The following is an 18,480-nucleotide window of genomic DNA, read 5'->3' as shown; positions in this document are numbered from 1 at the left end:
TTTATTTCTGTTGTATTCAAATGAAGTTGATTTCGGTAAGGCTTTAAATTTAAGCTTACATAAAAGATATTATCTGGCAATACCCGGAATAACGGCAACACTTAAATTTCCGTTTTGATTAACTGCCTGAACCGCAAAAATATAATTGTCTTTAGAAAGCGGAACTTTAACGGAAAGTTCTTTCGTAAATATTTTTTTCTGCCACATTGCACTGTCAGTCTCTCTTACAAGAACATAATATCCTGCTACCGTTCCTGTTTTTGGCTTTTCCCACTGTAATTCTGTAGAATTGGTAAGTTCTTTAACCTTTACTTCTACGTGTTCCGGTTTTGAGGGAGCTTTGGCAAGACTGGCCAGAACGGAAATATTGGCAGCAACATTTCTTTTCAGGTAGTCATAATCTATAAATTCAGGAAGGTCTCCGTATTTTTTATTGTTTTCCGTTCTGATATCCTGATGCTGATGATCGTAATTTTCATAATACTCGGTAAGCCTTACGGAAGGAAATCCCTGACCGACAAAACTGGAATGATCACCTCCGCGCAGAAACCTGTCATTTCTGTAAATCAGTTTTATTTCAAGGTCTTTCACGTATTCTTCTGCAGTTTCTTTTATATATCGGGCCAGCTGCCGGGATTCACTGTCATTTTCAAGCCCCATATTTCTTATAGTCATAGCTTTTTTATCCAGATCTGCATAAGACAGACCTTCACTGAAAACTCTCAGTGTACGGTTATTAACCTCTCCCGTTTCTCCTGCTTCAGGGTTTCCGATCATATCATTATTGAGGACTGCTTCTATCTGGAGATTTTCTTTTTTAGCTTTATCTGCCATAAGTTTAGATCCGAGCAAAGACTGTTCTTCCCCGGAAAAAGTAACGAAAATAACAGATGCAGGAAAGGATGATTTACTTAAAATTCTTGCTGCTTCCATCACGGCACCTACTCCGCTTCCGTCATCATTGGCACCCGGTGCAAATGAGGTTCTGTTCATTACATCAGTAACTCTTGAATCCAGATGTGCAGAAATAAGAAAAATTCTTTTATCATTGGGATCTGTTCCTTTTAAAAAAGCTACCGGATTTCCAAGATTAGTAACCTTGTCTACCCTTTTTCCATCAGGTTGAATGTCTTCCTGCTGCAGGTAAACATCCATTCTTCCGCCTGAATTTTTCGAATATTCTTTAAACTTTCCTAACACCCAGCTTCTCGCAGCTCCTATCCCTTGGTTTTTATCATCCACTGAACTTAAAGTATGTCTGGTATGAAAGCCAACAAGTTTACCAATATAAGATTTTAAAGAATCTGAACTTACTTCAGAAACATATTTCTTTATTTCATTATCTTTTGTCTGAACCTGGGAAAAAGCAACAAAAGGAGCCAGTATTAAAAGGAGGGAATATTTCATACAATCAGTCTTAGATTGTTTAAATATACAAAACATAAATATTTTCGAAACCTTGCTGAGATAAAAAACGACTGCCCGTTGCAATCTTTTTTGTTTTTATTCTTTTTCAATAGGATTATTAGACAGCCTGAGTTTGTTGGCAATCACAGCATCCATATTGGCTCCGCTCTTTTTTAGCTCGTTATAATCGAATTGTGTGATATAGCCGTCTTTCAGCTGCATTTCCATTTTTCCTGCTTTGGAATCAATACTCATTCCGGCAATATCTTCGCCTGAAGAAAATGTATAACCTTTGAGAAGTTTTCTATATGCTTCATTAGTTATCAGCTTATTATTTTTAGGTACAAAATTGGCTAAAGCATTTATTTTTTTAATCTGGATCAGATCGAAAGTATGATCGTTTTCAGAGTCTTTTATCATCACAACAAGCCCCGGAAGCCCGCTGAATTTATATGGTCCGTCATTCACCGGAAAATCTTTACTGAACCAAGCTTCCCATTTTCTCCCTTTGTAATCGGCTATAGCTTTCTGGCAGTTCATATTGTTGATTTTTTTGAATTCATTTTCAATGATCCAGTTTGGAGTGCTATTATCCTTTATAACAAGACTTGCATTTTTAAACCGGTCATAGAAACTGATGGTTTTCTTGGCATAATCTTTTTCAATTGTATAATTCAAATTACGGTCATAGCGTTTACCTTTCAGAAGGGCAGAATAGCTTTTATCAGTAAGATAGGCAGAATCTCTCTCGTATTTTACCGCATTATAGAAATAAGACTTTTTTCCGTCCGTATCCAGATTCATATAGTCTGTCACTACAGAATCTTTTTTCCCTGCATCCGGCTTCATTTTGTATTCGTAAACAAAGCGGTAAGTCTGGGCTGAAATAAAGGACGCACATAATAAAAATAAGAGCCTGTACATTTTTGGGGTGATATGGTTATAAATATTGTTTTAAATAAGACAGCAATCAAGTATTTCCAAATCTAGTGATTAAATTAAAACCTGACAAAAATCTTTTTTCTGGGCCGACTTTTATTTCATTGAAAAACGTTTTTATTATATATTTGTTAAAATTCAAAAAGAGCATATGGATAAACTTTCAGACAGAGTAAAAAGATTAGGTTACTCACAGACTTTCGTAATGTCCAACAAAGCAAGAGAAATGAAGGCCGCCGGCATTGACGTGATTAGTCTTACTCTTGGCGAACCGGATTTTGATGTTCCGGATAATATCAAACAGGCCGCTTTTGATGCGATCAATGAGAATTACAGCCACTACTCTCCTGTTCCCGGGTTTCTTGAACTTCGTGAAGCCGTAGCTTATAAACTGAAAAGAGATAATAATCTTGAATATAAACCAACACAGATCTGTGTTTCCAACGGAGCTAAACAGGCTATTTTAAATGTTCTTGCCTCTATAATCAATGGCGGTGATGAAGTCCTGCTTCCTGCACCTTACTGGGTAAGCTATGATGAAATGGTGAAAATGATGGGAGGAACTTCTGTGATGCTTCCGACGTCTTATGTCACAGATTTTAAAATAACTGCTGAACAGCTTGAAGAAGCTATTACAGATAAAACAAAAGCTATCCTTTTCAGTTCTCCATGTAATCCTTCAGGTGGATATTATACATATGATGAGCTGAAATCTATGGCAAAAGTTATTGCAAAATATCCTCATGTGACGATTATCTCTGATGAGATTTATGAGTTTATCAATTACGAGACGAAAACAACATCCATTGCCCAATTCCCTGAAGTATATGAGCAGACTGCCGTAATCAACGGAATGTCCAAGGCATTTGCCATGACGGGATGGAGAATCGGATATTCCGCCTGTCCTGAATGGCTGGCAAAGGCTTGTGAAAAGATCCAGGGACAGATGACCAGCGGAGCGAATACAGTGGCACAGAGGGCTTCTATTACTGCCTTGAAAACAGATCCTTCCGAATATAAATACATGATTGATGCTTTCCAGAAAAGAAGAGACCTTGTTTATGATCTGATGAAAGAAATTCCTGGATTCAAAGTAGTGCTTCCAAAGGCGGCATTCTATTTCTTCCCGGATATTTCGCATTATATTGGAAAAAACCTGAATGGTACAGAAATCAAAGATTCTGATGATTTTGCCATGTTCTTACTGGAAAATGCTCATGTAGGTTCTGTAGGTGGTGTTTCTTTCGGAAGTCCGGAATGTATCAGATTTTCTTATGCAGCTTCTGAAGAAGACCTGAGAGAAGCAATGAAAAGAATCAAAGATATTTTGGCTCCATTCAACTGATAAATTAGACTGAATAAAAATTAGTATAAAGTAAACAAAAAGCTCTGATTTCAGGGCTTTTTTCCTTTAAATCCATTAAAAACAATTATAGATTTTATTTATCAATGTTGATTTGTTCGATAGATAAAATATTTATATATTTGCACAAGAAAATTTAATATAAAAACAGAAAATTATGTCTTTAGTAGGAAAAAAATTCCCAAATGTAACAATCGATGCTATGTCTGAAATGGGTGACGATCTTAGAATCAACATCCTTGAAGAAGCAACTTCCAACCAGCAAAAAGTAATCTTATTCTGGTATCCTAAAGATTTCACTTTCGTATGTCCTACAGAGCTTCACGCTTTCCAGGATGCTTTAGGTGAATTCGAGAAAAGAAACACTAAAGTAATCGGTGCTTCTTGTGATACCAACGAGGTACACTTCGCATGGCTGAACACAGCAAAAGATAACGGAGGTATCGAAGGAGTAACTTACCCGCTTTTAGCTGATACTCACAGACAACTGGCAAACATTTTAGGAATTGTAGATCAGGATTTCGAATACAATGAAGAAGGAGAAGAAACTTTCACAGGTTCTAACGTAACTTACAGAGCAACTTATCTTATCGACGAAACAGGAAAAATCTTCCACGAGTCTGTAAACGATATGCCTTTGGGAAGAAACGTGAAAGAATATTTAAGACTGATCGACGCTTACACTCACGTTCAGAAACATGGTGAAGTATGTCCTGCAAACTGGGAAGAAGGAAAGGATGCAATGAAAGCAGACAGAAATTCTACAGCAGAATACTTGGCTAAGAACTAATTAAAACTTATATAACAATGTAGTAATTTGAATAATGTAACAATATAACAGTGTAACAATTTACCAATATCTGAAAATTCACTATTTCTTAATTGTTACATTGGTAAATTATCAGATTGCTACATTGTTAAATTTTAAAATTTAACTTATGTACACAGAATTAACAGAAGATACATTACAGAATATCGTAAACGACAATGAAAAAGTAGTTGTTCAGTACGGAGCAACATGGTGCGGAAACTGCAGAATCATGAAGCCGAAATTCAAAAAACTGGCATCAGAAAATGAAGAAATTCCATTCTTATATGTAGATGCTGAAAAGCTTCCTGAAAGCAGAAAATTAGCAACTGTTGACAACCTTCCTACTTTCGCAGTTTTTAAAAACGGTGAATTGGTAAATCAGGTACAGAGCAACCAGGCAGAAAGTTTAATCAATCTTTTTAAAGAAATACAGTAATGAAGTTACCCGTAATCAGACAGTTTTACCAGAATCAGACTCCTGAGAATCTTGAAAAGACGTTAGAGGTTTTGGAAAGCTTCTGCGAATTCAGAGGAACGAGTGAAGAAGACTTAAATGTAGCAGGTGAACTGATCACCAATATCTGTGGTGCTTTGGAAGTACACGCCAATGTTCAGAACGGAATGAGCGAAAAAGACGCTTTAAATTCTTTTGCTCAAAAGGTCTTAGGATCTATTGATAAGTAGTTTTTATTGAATCATCTGAAGATTTAACAGTTAAAAATTACAAAGCACAATACTACTGAGGCTTTCCTCGATACAATATTTTCTCAATTCTTTAATTCCAACTTAAATACACGCTTTAAAGCTTCTGTAGTATACCGTTGCCGATGCTGCTATTTATATTGGTTAAAGAATCCAATTAAAATCCCGGTGATATTTTCATCAGGATTTTTTGGATTAAAGAATATTTCTCTTCATAAGATCAATTCAAACACTAATTTCACGAACATTTTGCACTAATGACGCAAATAACATTAACCTGTAAACAGTGGTATTTGTGAAAGTATTCGTGCTATTTGTATTTAAAAAATAAAAAAATCCCGATGAAAATATCATCAGGATTATTATTTATAAAAGATTGAAATCAAGATTTACAATTCTTCATTTTCCACTTTTCACTCTCATTAAATTAGCTTCTTCTGCTCATTAAAATTCTCAGAATATACCAGAACAAAAGCATAACAGAAGCAAAAAGCTGTAATGAAGCTCCTACATACTGTCCAGTTGTATAAGTGTTTTTAAGCTTGCTTGTTTCATACAGAATACTTGCAGAAGCTAAAAGTACCATTCCTACAGAAAACCAAAGCCCTAAATTGAACCCGAAGATAGCTCCGGCCACAATCAGTCCAATGGAAAGAAAACCTCCGATAATAATGATATTTCTCAAAAATGAAAAATCTCTTTTAGAAGTAAATGCCACCGCAGAAAGTCCGGCAAACATAGCAATAGTAAGCATTGCAGCCTGGAAAATGATATTTCCACCGCCCTGCATTCCTGCTGCGATATAAATCATAGGCATAAAGATCAGCGCTTCCAGAATAATATAGAATCCTAATCCGAAATACTGCGTAGATCTGCTCTGTGAAAGCGACCATTTGGAAGCCAGCATGGAAGCCAGCCAGAATACACCAATGATCAGCAACCATGTGTATTTCTGCCCGAACATCATTGCGATAACCTCTACCGGAACTGTTTTCAGTAAAATAGTTTCAACCCCGATAAACGCAAGGATTGATAAAGCAACATGTAAGTAAGTTTTTCTGTAAAAAGCTGCTTTTTCCACGTCTGAGGAATGAGCAACCAAGACATCTGTCATCATAGTTAGTATTTTTTAATTTGTTTTTGAATACATTATTTTGTTTTTTTCGCCGGCATCACTCCAACAATCTTTCCATCTTCTTCGAATACAGCCATTATCACCTCTTTTGATTCTCCTGCGTATTTGTATTTAATACTCGGAAGGCTGGAACCATCCATCAGTTTATGATACCCTGTCTGCAAAATTTCCAGCTTCTTATTTACATCAAAGCCTTCTTTCACTTTTTTAAGAACATCATCTGTTACGATTGCCTTTACTTTATCAGACAAAAGTGCATCAATAGCTGCACGGTCTGAAGTTTTAAGCCCTTCAACGAACTTAAGAAAATTATCGTTATAAATATTGATTTTTTCTTTATTCAACTGCGCCGGAATGTCTTTCTGAACTTTTTCAACCTTCACTCCCGTCACTTTCTGGGCAAACATCAGCTGTGCGGCAAGAATTGTAAGTCCTAAAAATATTTTTTTCATGATCTTTTGGTATTTAGTGATATAATAAGTTAAGATACGAAAATCAGACCACTTCCAAAAATTTCATCGTATCTACATTATCCGCATAAGTATCCAAACCAGGGTGCTGCGCCTCTCCGAAAGGAATAGAGTTTATTCCAAGCTCATTTTTAGCAACAATACACTGGATATTTTCTTCATTTTCAGCTATGAAATTTTTAACAACCTCCAATGATGAATATCTGCTGAAATTGATTACAGAAAGCGGACTGAAAAGCTTCTCATCTTCTTTCAGCATCACAAAATTATTATCCCAGAACTTATCCTGATTCAAAAGGTAAACCGCTCTGTTATAATCATAATTGTTAGCATACTTATTATGATTGATGATATCCTGAAAACCTAAAAAACTTTCAAACAGCCTGTCGATCACAAAACCTTCCGGAATAAAAATTCTCGTTACATTTCTGCATCCAAGCCCGAAATACCTAAAAATATCTTCGGCCAGAAGCTGAAGTTCTTCAGGTGTTTCATCACCCTTCAATACTGCAACGGAAGTTCTGTTTTTACGGATAATACTTAAATGATCTTTAAAATAATATTCCAGATATCTTGCCGTATTATTACTTCCTGTTGCGATAACCGCATCAAAGTTCTCCAGCTTTTCTACAATTTCAAACTGAACAGTTCCATCTGAAAACTCATTCCATTTTTTTAACAGAAACGGAACCATCTGCTTATCTTTTGAAGATAGCTTAATTAACGGAATATGACCGCTTAAAACAACAGATATCACGTCATGAAGCCCAACCAGAGGAATATTTCCGGCCAGAATCAGCCCTACTCTTTTTGAAGTATGGGAAACGGAATAGTTTCTGAGCCAGTTATTTATATTTTCCTGTGTAAGCAAATTTGTCCACTCTGTAAGAGCAAATTTCTGATTCTCAATGGTAAACCAAGGATTTTCTATTTCAGACCTTTTCAGCAATAATTCAAACGCGTTATCATCCTCATTATAATCCTTTTGATCTTTTGCCAAAAACTCTCTTATATACTCACTTAACTTAATAAGTCCTAAAACTTGATTTTCGATACTCATAATTACTTTTAAATTGGGGAATATTTTGTAATTTTGTGCAAATTTAAAAAAAATTAGCGATGGCTATTAAAATAACTGATGAATGCATTAATTGCGGGGCCTGCGAGCCGGAATGCCCAAATAATGCAATATATGAAGGGGCCGTAGACTGGAAAGCTTCTGAAGGTACTACTCTTACAGGTACCGTAACTATGCCGTCAGGACTTACTGTAGACGCAGATTCTCCTCAGGAACCAGTGAGTGACGATGTCTATTTCATTGTAACAGATAAATGTACCGAATGTAAAGGATTCCATGAAGAACCTCAGTGTGCAGCTGTCTGCCCGGTAGACTGCTGCGTTCCGGATGAAGACCATGTAGAATCTGAAGAAGCGCTGCTTAACAAAAAAGCGTTCTTACACGGTGAATGATAAAACACTCCGTCTCAGCATATTGAGGCGGTTTTTTTAACTATAAATCTGAAATAATCTAGTAAAAAATAAATAATAAACTGCAAGTCCATAAAATTCTTGCACAACCAAAAAAAGTAAAAATATGAGCAAAAAACACAACTTCAGCGCAGGACCATGCATCTTACCACAAGAGGTATTTGAAAAATCAGCAGCAGCTATTTTGGATTTTAACGGAATTGGCTTATCTCTCCTTGAAATTTCGCACAGAAGCAAAGACTTCGTTCCTGTAATGGATGAAGCCCGTGCCATTGTGAAAAGGCTGATGAATCTTGGTGATGATTATGAAGTACTTTATTTAGGAGGGGGTGCAAGCCTTCAGTTTGCAATGGTTCCTTACAATCTTTTGAAAGTTGGTGGTAAAGCAGCTTATTTGGATACAGGAACATGGGCGGCAGGAGCTGTTAAAGAAGCAAAAAAACTAGGAAATGTAGATGTGGTAGGCTCTTCCAAAGAAGAAAACTATTCTTTCATTCCTAAAAATTATACGGTAGGTTCAGAATATGATTATTTCCACTGTACCTCAAACAACACAATCTACGGAACCCAGATGAAATCTTTCCCTGATGTGGATACTTTGATGGTTTGTGATATGAGTTCTGATATTTTCTCAAGACAGCTGGATTTCTCCAAGTTTGACCTGATTTACGCAGGAGCTCAGAAAAATATGGGACCTGCAGGAGTTACTTTAGTGGTAATCAAAAAAGAAATTCTTGGAAAAACAGGAAGAGAAAATATGCTTTCTATGCTTGACTATTCTCAGCATATTTCAAAAGAATCTATGTACAATACACCACCTGTTTTCCCTGTGTATGCTTCCCTTCTTACTTTACAGCATCTTGAAAACAACGGTGGAATTGCAGCTGCAGAAGCAAGAAATGAAGCTAAAGCAAAACTATTATACGATGAGATCGACAGTAACCCTCTTTTTGAAACTTTCTGTGTAAAAGAAGACCGTTCTTTGATGAATGTATCTTTCAAGCTTACAGACGAGAACAAAAAAGAAGAATTTGACAATGCATGGAAAGCTGCGGGAATCAGCGGACTGAACGGACACAGAAGTCTGGGAGGTTACAGAGCAAGTTTATACAATGCTTTACCTATTGAAAGCGTGCAGGTTCTGGTAGATGTAATGAGATCAATCAAGTAATTAAAACAGTAAAAAACTCAAAGATTGAAAAATTTAGAGCAGTTAATTAAAATTTATTAATTTGCGACCCGATTTAAAATTTTTAAATATCTGAATTTTTCAATCTTTAAATCTAAATAACTGATGAAAGTTTTAGCAAACGACGGAATCTCAAAAACAGGAGAACTGGCCCTTACGGAAGCAGGATTTGAAGTCCTGCCGAACAGAGTGGCACAGGATCACGTTATCAATTTCATTAATGAGAATAACGTGGATATTCTTTTGGTAAGAAGTGCGACGAAAGTAAGAAAGGACATGATTGATGCATGCCCTGGTCTGAAAATCATCGGACGCGGAGGAATCGGGATGGACAATATTGATGTAGATTATGCTAAAAGCAAAGGCATAAAAGTAATCAATACCCCTAATGCATCTTCAAAATCAGTAGCTGAACTTGTTTTCGGACATTTTTTTGCTCTGGCAAGATTCCTTCATGAATCGAACCGACTGATGCCTTTGGAAGGAGAAACCCACTTCGATGCCATGAAGAAGTCATTCAGCAAAGCGTATGAACTTTCAGGAAAAACCCTCGGAGTGATTGGCTTTGGAAGTATCGGGCAGGAAGTTGTGAAAATGGGGATAGCATTGGGAATGAAAATCAAAGTGTTGACGAGAAGCCCTAAAACAAAAGTTCTTACCCTGGACTTTTTTGACGGGCAGAGTCTGAATTTTGAAATCACTTCCACCAATGATATGGATGCTTTCCTTAAAGATACAGATTTCATCAGCATCAATACGCCAAAAACGAACGAATATATTATAGACACGCCTCAGTTTGAAAAAATGAAAGACGGAGTCTACATAGTGAATACTGCAAGAGGCGGTGTTATCAATGAAGTAACCCTCATAGATTTCATCGAATCTGAAAAAGTAGCGGGAGCCGCACTGGATGTGTTCGAAAACGAACCTAGTCCGGAACTTCCTTTACTGATGAACCCTGCATTATCCCTTTCTCCCCATGTAGGTGGAAACACCATAGATGCACAGGAGAAAATTGGTGCAGAACTTGCAGAACAAATTATTAAGCTACAAAAAGAAACTATAAGATAAACTATGCCTGTTTTTAAACCTTTCCGTGGAATAAGACCTCATAAAGACTTTGAGAGCACTTTCCCTACCCATCCGCTGGACAATTTCACACAAGAGGAAATTGCAGAGAAAGCTCAAGTTGAAAATACTTATATCAACATGATTAAACCCTATGTTGTAAGTAAATCCAAAGATATTGACCGGAATTTAAGGAAGATCCGTTCAACGTTTGAAGAGCTTCTGGACGAAAAAAAACTGATCCAGGACAGTTCGGCGTATTATCTTTATGAGCAGATCTATCCCAATAAACAGGTTTTCAGAGGATTGCTGGGATTGGCAAGCATTGAAGACTTCTGGAACGGCAAGATCAAAAGACATGAAAGTACCATTCCTCAGAAAAAGGAAAAACTGGCTCATTATCTGGATAAGGTAAGTCTTCAGGCTGAACCTGTACTTCTTACCTACCCTTCCAATTCCAAGATCGAGCTTCTGATGAATCATGAAGAAAAGAATGTCCCTATCTTCAATCATGTAGATTCTATCGGGATCAGACATAAAATCTGGAGAATAGACAACCGTCTTAAGCTTCAGCAGTTCAAAGAAGTAATCGACCAGATCGACTCTTTCTACATTGCGGACGGACACCACAGAATAGGTTCTACTGCATTAAATGCTAAGCACCATAAAGAGAAAAATAAGAGACACAACGGTACTGAAGCCTATAACTTTGTATACAGCTTTATTGTATCCAACCAATCAATCAAAATTCATGATTACAACAGGATTTTAACCGATCTTAATGGTTTTTCAAGCGAAGAATTTTTAAAAGAACTCGGTCAGTATTTCCTTATTCACGAAAAAGGTGAAACCTCTTATTTCCCGTCACAGAAATTCCACATTTCCATGTATCTGGATGGCAAATTCTACTCTCTTCACGTAAAACATGATCTCCGTTCACCGGAAATGTCGCTGGATAATCTGGATCATCACCTTTTAGATAAATATATCTTTAAAGACATCCTGAAAATAGAAAATTCTGACAGTTCTGAAAAGATTTCCTATGTGAAAGGAACTTCCAACCTTCAGGGAATTAATGCATTAAAAGAAAGAATAGATAATGGTGAAGGAAAAGTAGGGTTCGGGATTTACCCTGTGAGTTTCAATGATATGATTAAAATTTCAGATCTGAAACTCAGCATGCCTCCAAAATGTACATTTATTGAACCGAAATTGGTTACAGCACTGTTAATGTACGATATGAAACCTTAATAATTTCCTAATTTTTCCCTACTTTTATCATTGGAAAAAGAAAGGTAAATAAAAAATGAAAAAAATCTTCATTATACTTCCACTCTTTTTGAGTGGATTTTTATTTTCTCAAAAAAAACCGCAGAAAAAAACTGCAAAAAAAACTACTGTAGCCAAGTTCAATTACAACGATGAATTCCGGAGAATCTCAGACGAGATTATGACCAACGGTACAGCCTATGAAAATCTTGGAGAGCTTACCAAAGGTATCGGCCCGCGTTTCAGCGCAACTCCCGGCTATATGAAAGCCGTGGAATGGGCAGAAAAAGAACTCAAATCTATCGGCATTGAAATGATCTGGAGAATGGAAGCCAAAGCTCCGGTCTGGATAAGAGGAAAAGAATCTTTGCAGATAAAAACCGCAAATGGAGACTGGAAAAATATCAGAATGCTGTCCTTCGGGAATTCTGAAGGAACCAGCGGGAAAGATCTCACAGGCGAAATTGTTTTAATCAATTCAACTTCTGAGCTTAATGCCATGTCTGTAGGACAATTGAAAGATAAAATTGTTTTCGTAAATCTTCCAATGGATCCGAAAATCATTAATACAAATGATTCTTATTTAATCACCGCAAAATCTAAATTAATTTCTGCTTCCGTAATTGCCAAAACAGGAGCAAAAGCTTTAATTATAAGATCTTTAACAACAGCTACGGATGATACACCGCATGCAAAAATGGTGTATTACGAACCCGATGACAAGATAAGGATTCCTGCCCTGTCCATTGGAGTAAGATCCGCTGATGAATTGGAAAAATTACTAAAAGGGCAAAAAGTTACTGCCAAACTGAATATGACCGCGCAGTCAAAAGGTGACACTACCAATCCGAATATTATTGCTGAAATTCAGGGTAAAAAAGATTCTAAAGTGATTGTTTTGGGAGCTCAGCTAGATTCGTGGGATTTCGGGGAAGGAGCTATTGATGACGGAACCGGGGTTGCGCAATGCATTGAAGTTTTAAGAACATTCAAGGCTCTTGGTATTGAAAATAATCATACGATAAGGGTTGTTTTTTATGCGAACAGCGAAAACGGAGGACAGGGACGCGAAATGTATGCTGCATATGTGAAAAAGAAAGATGAAAAACATGTTTTTGCCTTAGGAACAGACGCAGGAGGATATTCACCGAGAGGATTTTCCTTAGATATGCCGCCACAAAGAAGAAGACAGGTCTTTGAATGGAAAAATTATTTCCTTCCTTATGGTATTTATGATTTTGACCAGACTGAAGCTATCCAGGATATTTCCCCACTGAAAAAGCTGGATATTCCCTTAGCTGAACTGGTTGTAGACACTCAAAGATACTTCGATTACCACCACTCTGAACAGGATACTTTCGATAAAGTGAATAAAAGAGAACTGCTTTTGGGTGCGGTTGCCATGACACAGCTTATTTTCATGATTGATAAAAACTGGTAATATGAAAAAGACTATCACCCTTTCACTATTAATCTTAAGCATGATTGCTTCCGGGCAGTCTAAAGAAGATTCGATACAGTTCAATAAAATTTCCACGGAAATACTGAACAACGGAAAAGGTTACAATGAATTGAAAGAGCTTACCAAAAACATTGGAAACCGTTTAAGCGGAAGTGAAGCTTATGAAAAGTCTGTAAAATGGGCAGAACAGAAACTCCGTGAAGCCGGAGCTGATAAAGTGTGGCTTCAGGAGGTAATGATTCCTGTTTGGGTCAGAGGAAAAGAATCACTGCAGATTAAAACGGCAGACGGCCAGTGGAAAAAACTGAAAATGCTTTCCCTTGGAAACTCTGAAGGTACAGGCGGAAAAGATGTCTCCGGTGAGATCATCATGGTTAAATCTTTAGAGGAATACGACAAGCTTCCTGCAGATCAAGTAAAGGATAAGATCGTGTTCTTTAACTACCCTTTTAATCAGTCACATGTGCAAACTTTTCTTTCCTACCGTGAGGCCGGAGCCTACAGACGTTCTGCAGCCAATTTAACAGCTCAGAAAGGTGGAAAATATGCTATCATCAGGTCATTATCTTCCGCATTTGATGATGTTCCTCATACGGGCAATATGAAATATGATGATAATATTTCCAAAGTACCTGCGGTGACCATCGGAAATACAACTGCAGATGAACTGGAAGCATTATTAAAAAACAAAAAAGTAACAGCAAAGCTCAATTCCAACTGCGGCATGAAAGGTGAAAAACTTTCTCACTCTGTTATTGGTGAAATTACGGGTAAAAAAGACCAGAGCGTAATTGTAGTTGGAGGACATCTTGATTCATGGGATATAGGCGAAGGTGCCCATGACGATGGAGCCGGAATTGTACAAAGTATAGAAGTACTGAGAACCTTTAAAAATTTGGGGATCAAAAACAATCATACGATCCGCGCTGTATGCTTTGCCAATGAAGAAAACGGAACTAAAGGCGGAAAACAATACGGAAAAACAGCAAAAGAAAAGAATGAAAAACATCTTTTTGCCATAGAATCTGATGCAGGAGGATTTTCTCCGAGAGGAATTTCCCTTGAAATGGATGATAAAAACAGAACACAGATCCAAAGCTGGGTCAGTCTGTTCCTGCCTTATGGAGTTTATAATTTTGAAGGAAAATATTCGGGATCGGATATTGCTCCATTACATGAAATGGGTGTTCCTGCTGCAGAATTAGTTCCCGACCCACAACGTTATTTTGATATTCACCATACGGAAGAAGATACTTTTGAAAAAGTAAACCGCAGAGAACTGCTTCTTGGTGCTTCGGTGATGACACAGCTTATTTATATGATCGATAAAAATTGGTAAACTATGAAAAAGATAATCGGAACTTCATTATTATTCCTTGGAATAGCTGCTTTTGGTCAGTCTAAGGAAGATTCTATACAGTTCAGCAAAATTTCTACAGAAATCCTGAACAACGGAAAAGGTTATACAGACCTTAAAGATTTAACTAAAAATATTGGTCACCGCCTCAGTGGTTCTCCGGCTTATGAAAAATCTGTAAAATGGGCAGAACAGAAGCTACGGGATGCAGGTGCTGATAAGGTATGGCTTCAGGAAGTTATGGTTCCCGTTTGGACCAGAGGAAAGGAATCCCTGCAGATGAAAACAGCGGACGGCAAATGGAAAAATCTGAAGATGCTTTCTCTTGGAAATTCTGAAGGTACAGGCGGAAAAGATATCTCCGGCGAGATCATCATCGTAAAATCTATGGAGGAATATGACAAACTTCCTGCAGATCAAGTAAAGGATAAGATCGTGTTCTTTAACTACCCTTTCAGTCAGTCTTTTGTGGAAACATTCAGAGGGTACGGTGACGCTGCAAAATACAGGGTAACTGCTGCTTCACTAACTGCTAAAAAAGGCGGAAAATTTGCGATCATCAGATCCCTGTCTTCAGCTTTTGACGATGTTCCACACACAGGAGCAATGCGATATGAAGATAAAGTTTCAAAAATCCCTGCCGTAGCCATCGGAGCAACAACGGCTGATGAGCTTGAAGCTATTTTAAAAACACAGAAAATTACGGCAAAACTCAATTCCAACTGTGGTATGAAAGGAGAGAAACTCTCCCACTCTGTCATTGGTGAAATTACGGGTAAAAAAGACCAGAGCGTAATCGTAGTCGGAGGACATCTTGATTCATGGGATGTAGGTGAAGGTGCTCATGACGACGGAGCCGGAATTGTACAAAGCATTGAAGTACTGAGAACATTCAAAAAATTAGGAATTCAAAATAATCATACCATTCGGGTGGTCTGTTTCGCTAATGAAGAAAATGGTGTAAAAGGTGGTATTCAATATGGAAAAACAGCTAAAGAAAAGAATGAGAAACATCTTTTTGCCATAGAATCTGATGCGGGAGGCTTTGCTCCAAGAGGAATTGCCCTTGAAATGGATGATGACAAGAGAAAGCAGATCAAAAGCTGGACGGGCTTATTTTTCCCATATGGGGTTTATAATTTTGAAGGAAAATATTCCGGAACCGATATCTATCCTCTCCATGATATGGGCGTCCCTACGGCTGAACTGGTACCGGATTCCCAAAGGTATTTTGATATTCACCATACAGAGGAAGACACTTTTGATAAAGTGAACAGGAGGGAGCTTCTTTTAGGTGCTACAGCCATGACCCAGATTATTTATATGATTGATAAGAATTGGTAATTTCTTATCTCTTTTAACGCAAAGTTTTACACACACAACATCTTTGATTTTAGAAGTCAAAGATTTCGTCAACAAGTTGACTCTTATGAAGCTATTGGATAAGCTTTTCGCTTTATACAATACGATAACTTCCTTGAATCAACTTGTTGGCTTTTTTGTTGCTTATTTTCTTTATTTTTTTCAAATTCTCTTGCAGATTGAGCACATTTTTATGGAGGTAATTTAATTTTTCTCTAAGCTTAAGCGTTTGAAAATTTTTGTCCATTTTGTAGTTAAATAAACTTCTTCAAAATTTAATTTTATAAGTTTTACAGCAAATTCCTGTATTCCACTTTTCAGGTTTTCACGATCTATTTACAACAAACTTAAAATTACTTATTTATAAAAATACGTTATAAAACTCACTTTGGCATGAAATTCGCAAGCTAAATCACTGAAAAAAAATTATTTAAAGCACAGACGATGAGAAAAGGTTACCGCGGAATCTTCAGTTTCCGCTGAGCCGGATAAAGGCTGTTTCATATTTTTATATGATCCTTTTTCTTTAGATACCGTATGCAACGGAAAAGATAATCCTCTTATCAATTCCATTTACGATGATGATTGTGTACGGTGTCATAAAGCTCATGAATTCCTTTTCAGGATTCAATACTGCTTTTTTTAATTGAAATTTTCTGGGTATTTAAAGCATACCCTGATGTAAAACAATCAAACGGCCATAAGATCATAACCTTAGCCAAAGTTTAACTGTGATCTATTAGCTATTTAATTTATAACGGAAAAATTCCGGACCGCTCTATTGAAGAACGGAAAACAGATGTATAACCCTTAAAAAGTGATTTATGATGAGAGACTTTTTTGAAATGATTTTTAAGAGAAATGAAGATGCCGCAAAAATGAATATCTGGAGCCTGATGCTCTTGTTAAGTTTTGCTGTCTTTTCCGTGCTGGTATATTTTTCATATACCTCGAACCCTGATTTTAACAGCTTAATAGTATACCTTACCGCATTTGCTGCCTACATCGGCTTTGGAATCGTATTTATCAGCTCCCTTACAGGAAAAATGAATTCTTCCCATATGAGGAGGAAGTCAAGAAACATATAACTTTGATTTCTACTTTACTAGAAAGCCGTTCAATATATTGAACGGCTTTTTTATTTATTATATGTCTCTTAATTTTTTAAAAACTATCCCAGTCTCAAGCACTCAAGCTCCTAAACCCCTATTCCTAAAAACTCCTTCTTCTCTAATTTTACCTGCATTTCTTTCCCATCTCTCTTAATTTTAAGATTAATTGCATTCTTTCCATTCTCTACTCTGTTGAGAAAATAATGACAGGCACCATCTTTATCAAGGCCATCGAGATTAATGTCGTTAATACTGATAATAGAATCCCCTACCTTTAATGGAAAGTTTTCTTCCCGGAACACGAAGGCAACCGTTGGTCTTGCATCTATAAAACGGTATCCGAAGCCGAAAGATTCCAATTTTGCAGGCTCATTCCTGATCCGTTTCATATAGATTTTGTTTCCGGACCAATCAAGGATGAAAATAAAGTTTTTAAAGAAATCATTTCCAATAAGGCTTGCATTTCCGGTAGCGATTATTTCATTTGAAAAATTTTTATTGCCCAGAGACAAAGATGCAGTTCTGAAAATATATCCCGGCGCAGGTTTTCCAGCCCCATAAGCGCCCACAGAGTTCGTTCCATAGACTTCTACACTCTTCAGTGCTTTTTGGGCATTATATGCATTATCTGCAATCTTTAACCTTCCTGAAAAACCTGTATCGAAGGTGAGATCTATTTTTTCCCCCTGCAGATCGGTTTCTACAACAGGAGTTTTTTGTGGCCTTGGACTGAATGGAATCACAATATCATAATCTGCAGGATTAAACCGGGCAAGATCTTTTGAGGCTTCAAGTGAATTTTCAGCATAATTAATCTTCCAGAATAATTTTGCCATTTGATTGGCCCCTAGAATTCCGTCAATTTTGAAGCAGCTTAATTCAGACACACTGAAATCCATTACCACAACACCTACATCTTTAAAAATAGCCTTATCAACAATCATTTCCGGCAGAATGGTAAAGATCTGTTCCTGTTTATTTTTCTGGGAATCTTTTACTTTTCCTTTATGTTTTTTTTCCAATCCCAGTTCGGTGTATACTGCCGTAGAGATTACAGTTGGTGCGCCCGTATCAAACAAAAAGTTGTAAGATTTTCCATTGATATTTACCTGTACAAAAGGCAGGTCATTCGCATATCTTAAATTGATCTTCTCCACAGGGTTCTGCAGTTGTACTTCTCCGCTTTTGAAGAATTTCTTTCCCTGAGCAGAAAGGGAAACTGCAGAGACCAGCAGAATTGAGTAAAAGATTTTTTTCATATGAATACTTTATACGAAAATAAGGATTTTACAATAAATTAAAAATATATGTTTTTTACTTTACCTGAAATTAATTTCTAGATGTAT

At 36.9% G+C, this 18,480-nt stretch carries 18 protein-coding genes; 12 read left to right on the top strand and 6 right to left on the bottom strand.

The genetic code is table 11. The features are described from left to right. Window positions 1-69: 69 nt before the first annotated feature. Entirely contained in the window at window positions 70-1,407 is a 1,338-nt protein-coding gene (locus ACQWU4_RS00465; protein WP_429933804.1) for a M28 family metallopeptidase, read from the bottom strand. A gap of 96 nt (window positions 1,408-1,503) precedes the next feature. Continuing rightward, the gene (locus tag ACQWU4_RS00460; RefSeq protein ID WP_429933803.1) at window positions 1,504-2,331 is read right to left on the bottom strand and encodes a GLPGLI family protein; all 828 of its coding nucleotides are present in this window, start codon (window positions 2,329-2,331) and stop codon (window positions 1,504-1,506) included. 166 nt (window positions 2,332-2,497) lie between these two features. Here ACQWU4_RS00460 and ACQWU4_RS00455 point away from each other — a divergent pair, with 166 nt between their 5' ends. The 4 genes from ACQWU4_RS00455 (at window position 2,498) to ACQWU4_RS00440 (ending at window position 5,204) form a co-directional block, all read left to right on the top strand. Continuing rightward, window positions 2,498-3,691, top strand: a complete 1,194-nt coding sequence (locus ACQWU4_RS00455; protein ID WP_429933802.1) for a pyridoxal phosphate-dependent aminotransferase — start codon at window positions 2,498-2,500, stop codon at window positions 3,689-3,691. 175 nt (window positions 3,692-3,866) lie between these two features. Beyond that, window positions 3,867-4,499, top strand: a complete 633-nt coding sequence (locus ACQWU4_RS00450; RefSeq protein ID WP_260545155.1) for a peroxiredoxin — start codon at window positions 3,867-3,869, stop codon at window positions 4,497-4,499. A 148-nt stretch (window positions 4,500-4,647) separates the two neighbouring features. Further along, a complete protein-coding gene (locus ACQWU4_RS00445; protein WP_034707328.1) occupies window positions 4,648-4,956 on the top strand; it encodes a thioredoxin family protein in 309 nt (102 codons plus the stop codon). Further along, window positions 4,956-5,204, top strand: coding sequence for a DUF6952 family protein (locus ACQWU4_RS00440; RefSeq protein WP_002980002.1), 249 nt, complete (start codon window positions 4,956-4,958; stop codon window positions 5,202-5,204). Before ACQWU4_RS00445 ends, ACQWU4_RS00440 begins: the two co-directional genes overlap by 1 nt. A 445-nt stretch (window positions 5,205-5,649) precedes the next feature. Here ACQWU4_RS00440 and ACQWU4_RS00435 read toward each other — a convergent pair whose 3' ends face one another. The 3 genes from ACQWU4_RS00435 to ACQWU4_RS00425 are packed head-to-tail and all read right to left on the bottom strand — an operon-like array spanning window position 5,650 to window position 7,887. After that, window positions 5,650-6,339, bottom strand: coding sequence for a Bax inhibitor-1/YccA family protein (locus ACQWU4_RS00435; protein WP_429933801.1), 690 nt, complete (start codon window positions 6,337-6,339; stop codon window positions 5,650-5,652). A 32-nt stretch (window positions 6,340-6,371) separates the two neighbouring features. Continuing rightward, on the bottom strand, window positions 6,372-6,809 hold the full coding sequence (locus tag ACQWU4_RS00430; protein ID WP_429933800.1) for a peptidylprolyl isomerase: 438 nt from the start codon (window positions 6,807-6,809) through the stop codon (window positions 6,372-6,374). 43 nt (window positions 6,810-6,852) lie between these two features. Beyond that, window positions 6,853-7,887, bottom strand: a complete 1,035-nt coding sequence (locus tag ACQWU4_RS00425) for an acyl-CoA reductase (protein ID WP_429933799.1) — start codon at window positions 7,885-7,887, stop codon at window positions 6,853-6,855. A gap of 59 nt (window positions 7,888-7,946) precedes the next feature. Between ACQWU4_RS00425 and ACQWU4_RS00420 the strand changes: the two genes are divergently transcribed. The 8 genes from ACQWU4_RS00420 (at window position 7,947) to ACQWU4_RS00385 (ending at window position 17,110) form a co-directional block, all read left to right on the top strand. Continuing rightward, window positions 7,947-8,297 (top strand): 4Fe-4S binding protein, encoded by a 351-nt coding sequence (locus ACQWU4_RS00420; RefSeq protein ID WP_429933798.1) that lies wholly within the window; start codon window positions 7,947-7,949, stop codon window positions 8,295-8,297. Window positions 8,298-8,421: 124 nt separating this feature from the next. Then, window positions 8,422-9,486 (top strand): 3-phosphoserine/phosphohydroxythreonine transaminase, encoded by a 1,065-nt coding sequence (serC, locus tag ACQWU4_RS00415; protein ID WP_429933797.1) that lies wholly within the window; start codon window positions 8,422-8,424, stop codon window positions 9,484-9,486. A 123-nt stretch (window positions 9,487-9,609) separates the two neighbouring features. Next, on the top strand, window positions 9,610-10,575 hold the full coding sequence (locus ACQWU4_RS00410) for a D-2-hydroxyacid dehydrogenase (RefSeq protein ID WP_429933796.1): 966 nt from the start codon (window positions 9,610-9,612) through the stop codon (window positions 10,573-10,575). 3 nt (window positions 10,576-10,578) lie between these two features. Continuing rightward, the gene (locus ACQWU4_RS00405) at window positions 10,579-11,823 is read left to right on the top strand and encodes a DUF1015 domain-containing protein (protein ID WP_429933795.1); all 1,245 of its coding nucleotides are present in this window, start codon (window positions 10,579-10,581) and stop codon (window positions 11,821-11,823) included. A 55-nt stretch (window positions 11,824-11,878) separates the two neighbouring features. Further along, window positions 11,879-13,282, top strand: a complete 1,404-nt coding sequence (locus ACQWU4_RS00400) for a M20/M25/M40 family metallo-hydrolase (RefSeq protein ID WP_429933794.1) — start codon at window positions 11,879-11,881, stop codon at window positions 13,280-13,282. A 1-nt stretch (window position 13,283) separates the two neighbouring features. Continuing rightward, window positions 13,284-14,642 carry a M20/M25/M40 family metallo-hydrolase gene (locus ACQWU4_RS00395; protein ID WP_429933793.1) on the top strand — a complete coding sequence of 453 codons (1,359 nt, stop codon included), beginning with the start codon at window positions 13,284-13,286 and terminating at the stop codon, window positions 14,640-14,642. 3 nt (window positions 14,643-14,645) lie between these two features. Next, window positions 14,646-16,004: a M20/M25/M40 family metallo-hydrolase gene (locus ACQWU4_RS00390; protein WP_429933792.1), complete on the top strand. Its 1,359-nt coding sequence runs from the start codon at window positions 14,646-14,648 to the stop codon at window positions 16,002-16,004. 842 nt (window positions 16,005-16,846) lie between these two features. Beyond that, window positions 16,847-17,110, top strand: coding sequence for a hypothetical protein (locus ACQWU4_RS00385; RefSeq protein ID WP_429933791.1), 264 nt, complete (start codon window positions 16,847-16,849; stop codon window positions 17,108-17,110). Window positions 17,111-17,220: 110 nt separating this feature from the next. Here ACQWU4_RS00385 and ACQWU4_RS00380 read toward each other — a convergent pair whose 3' ends face one another. Further along, window positions 17,221-18,393: a retropepsin-like aspartic protease gene (locus ACQWU4_RS00380; protein ID WP_429933790.1), complete on the bottom strand. Its 1,173-nt coding sequence runs from the start codon at window positions 18,391-18,393 to the stop codon at window positions 17,221-17,223. Window positions 18,394-18,480: the final 87 nt, after the last annotated feature.

Origin of the sequence: Chryseobacterium sp. MIQD13, assembly GCF_050496705.1 — a bacterium.
Lineage (GTDB): Bacteria > Bacteroidota > Bacteroidia > Flavobacteriales > Weeksellaceae > Chryseobacterium.
Note: the sequence above shows the minus strand (reverse complement) of the source record. Positions and strands in the feature narration are given on the sequence as shown.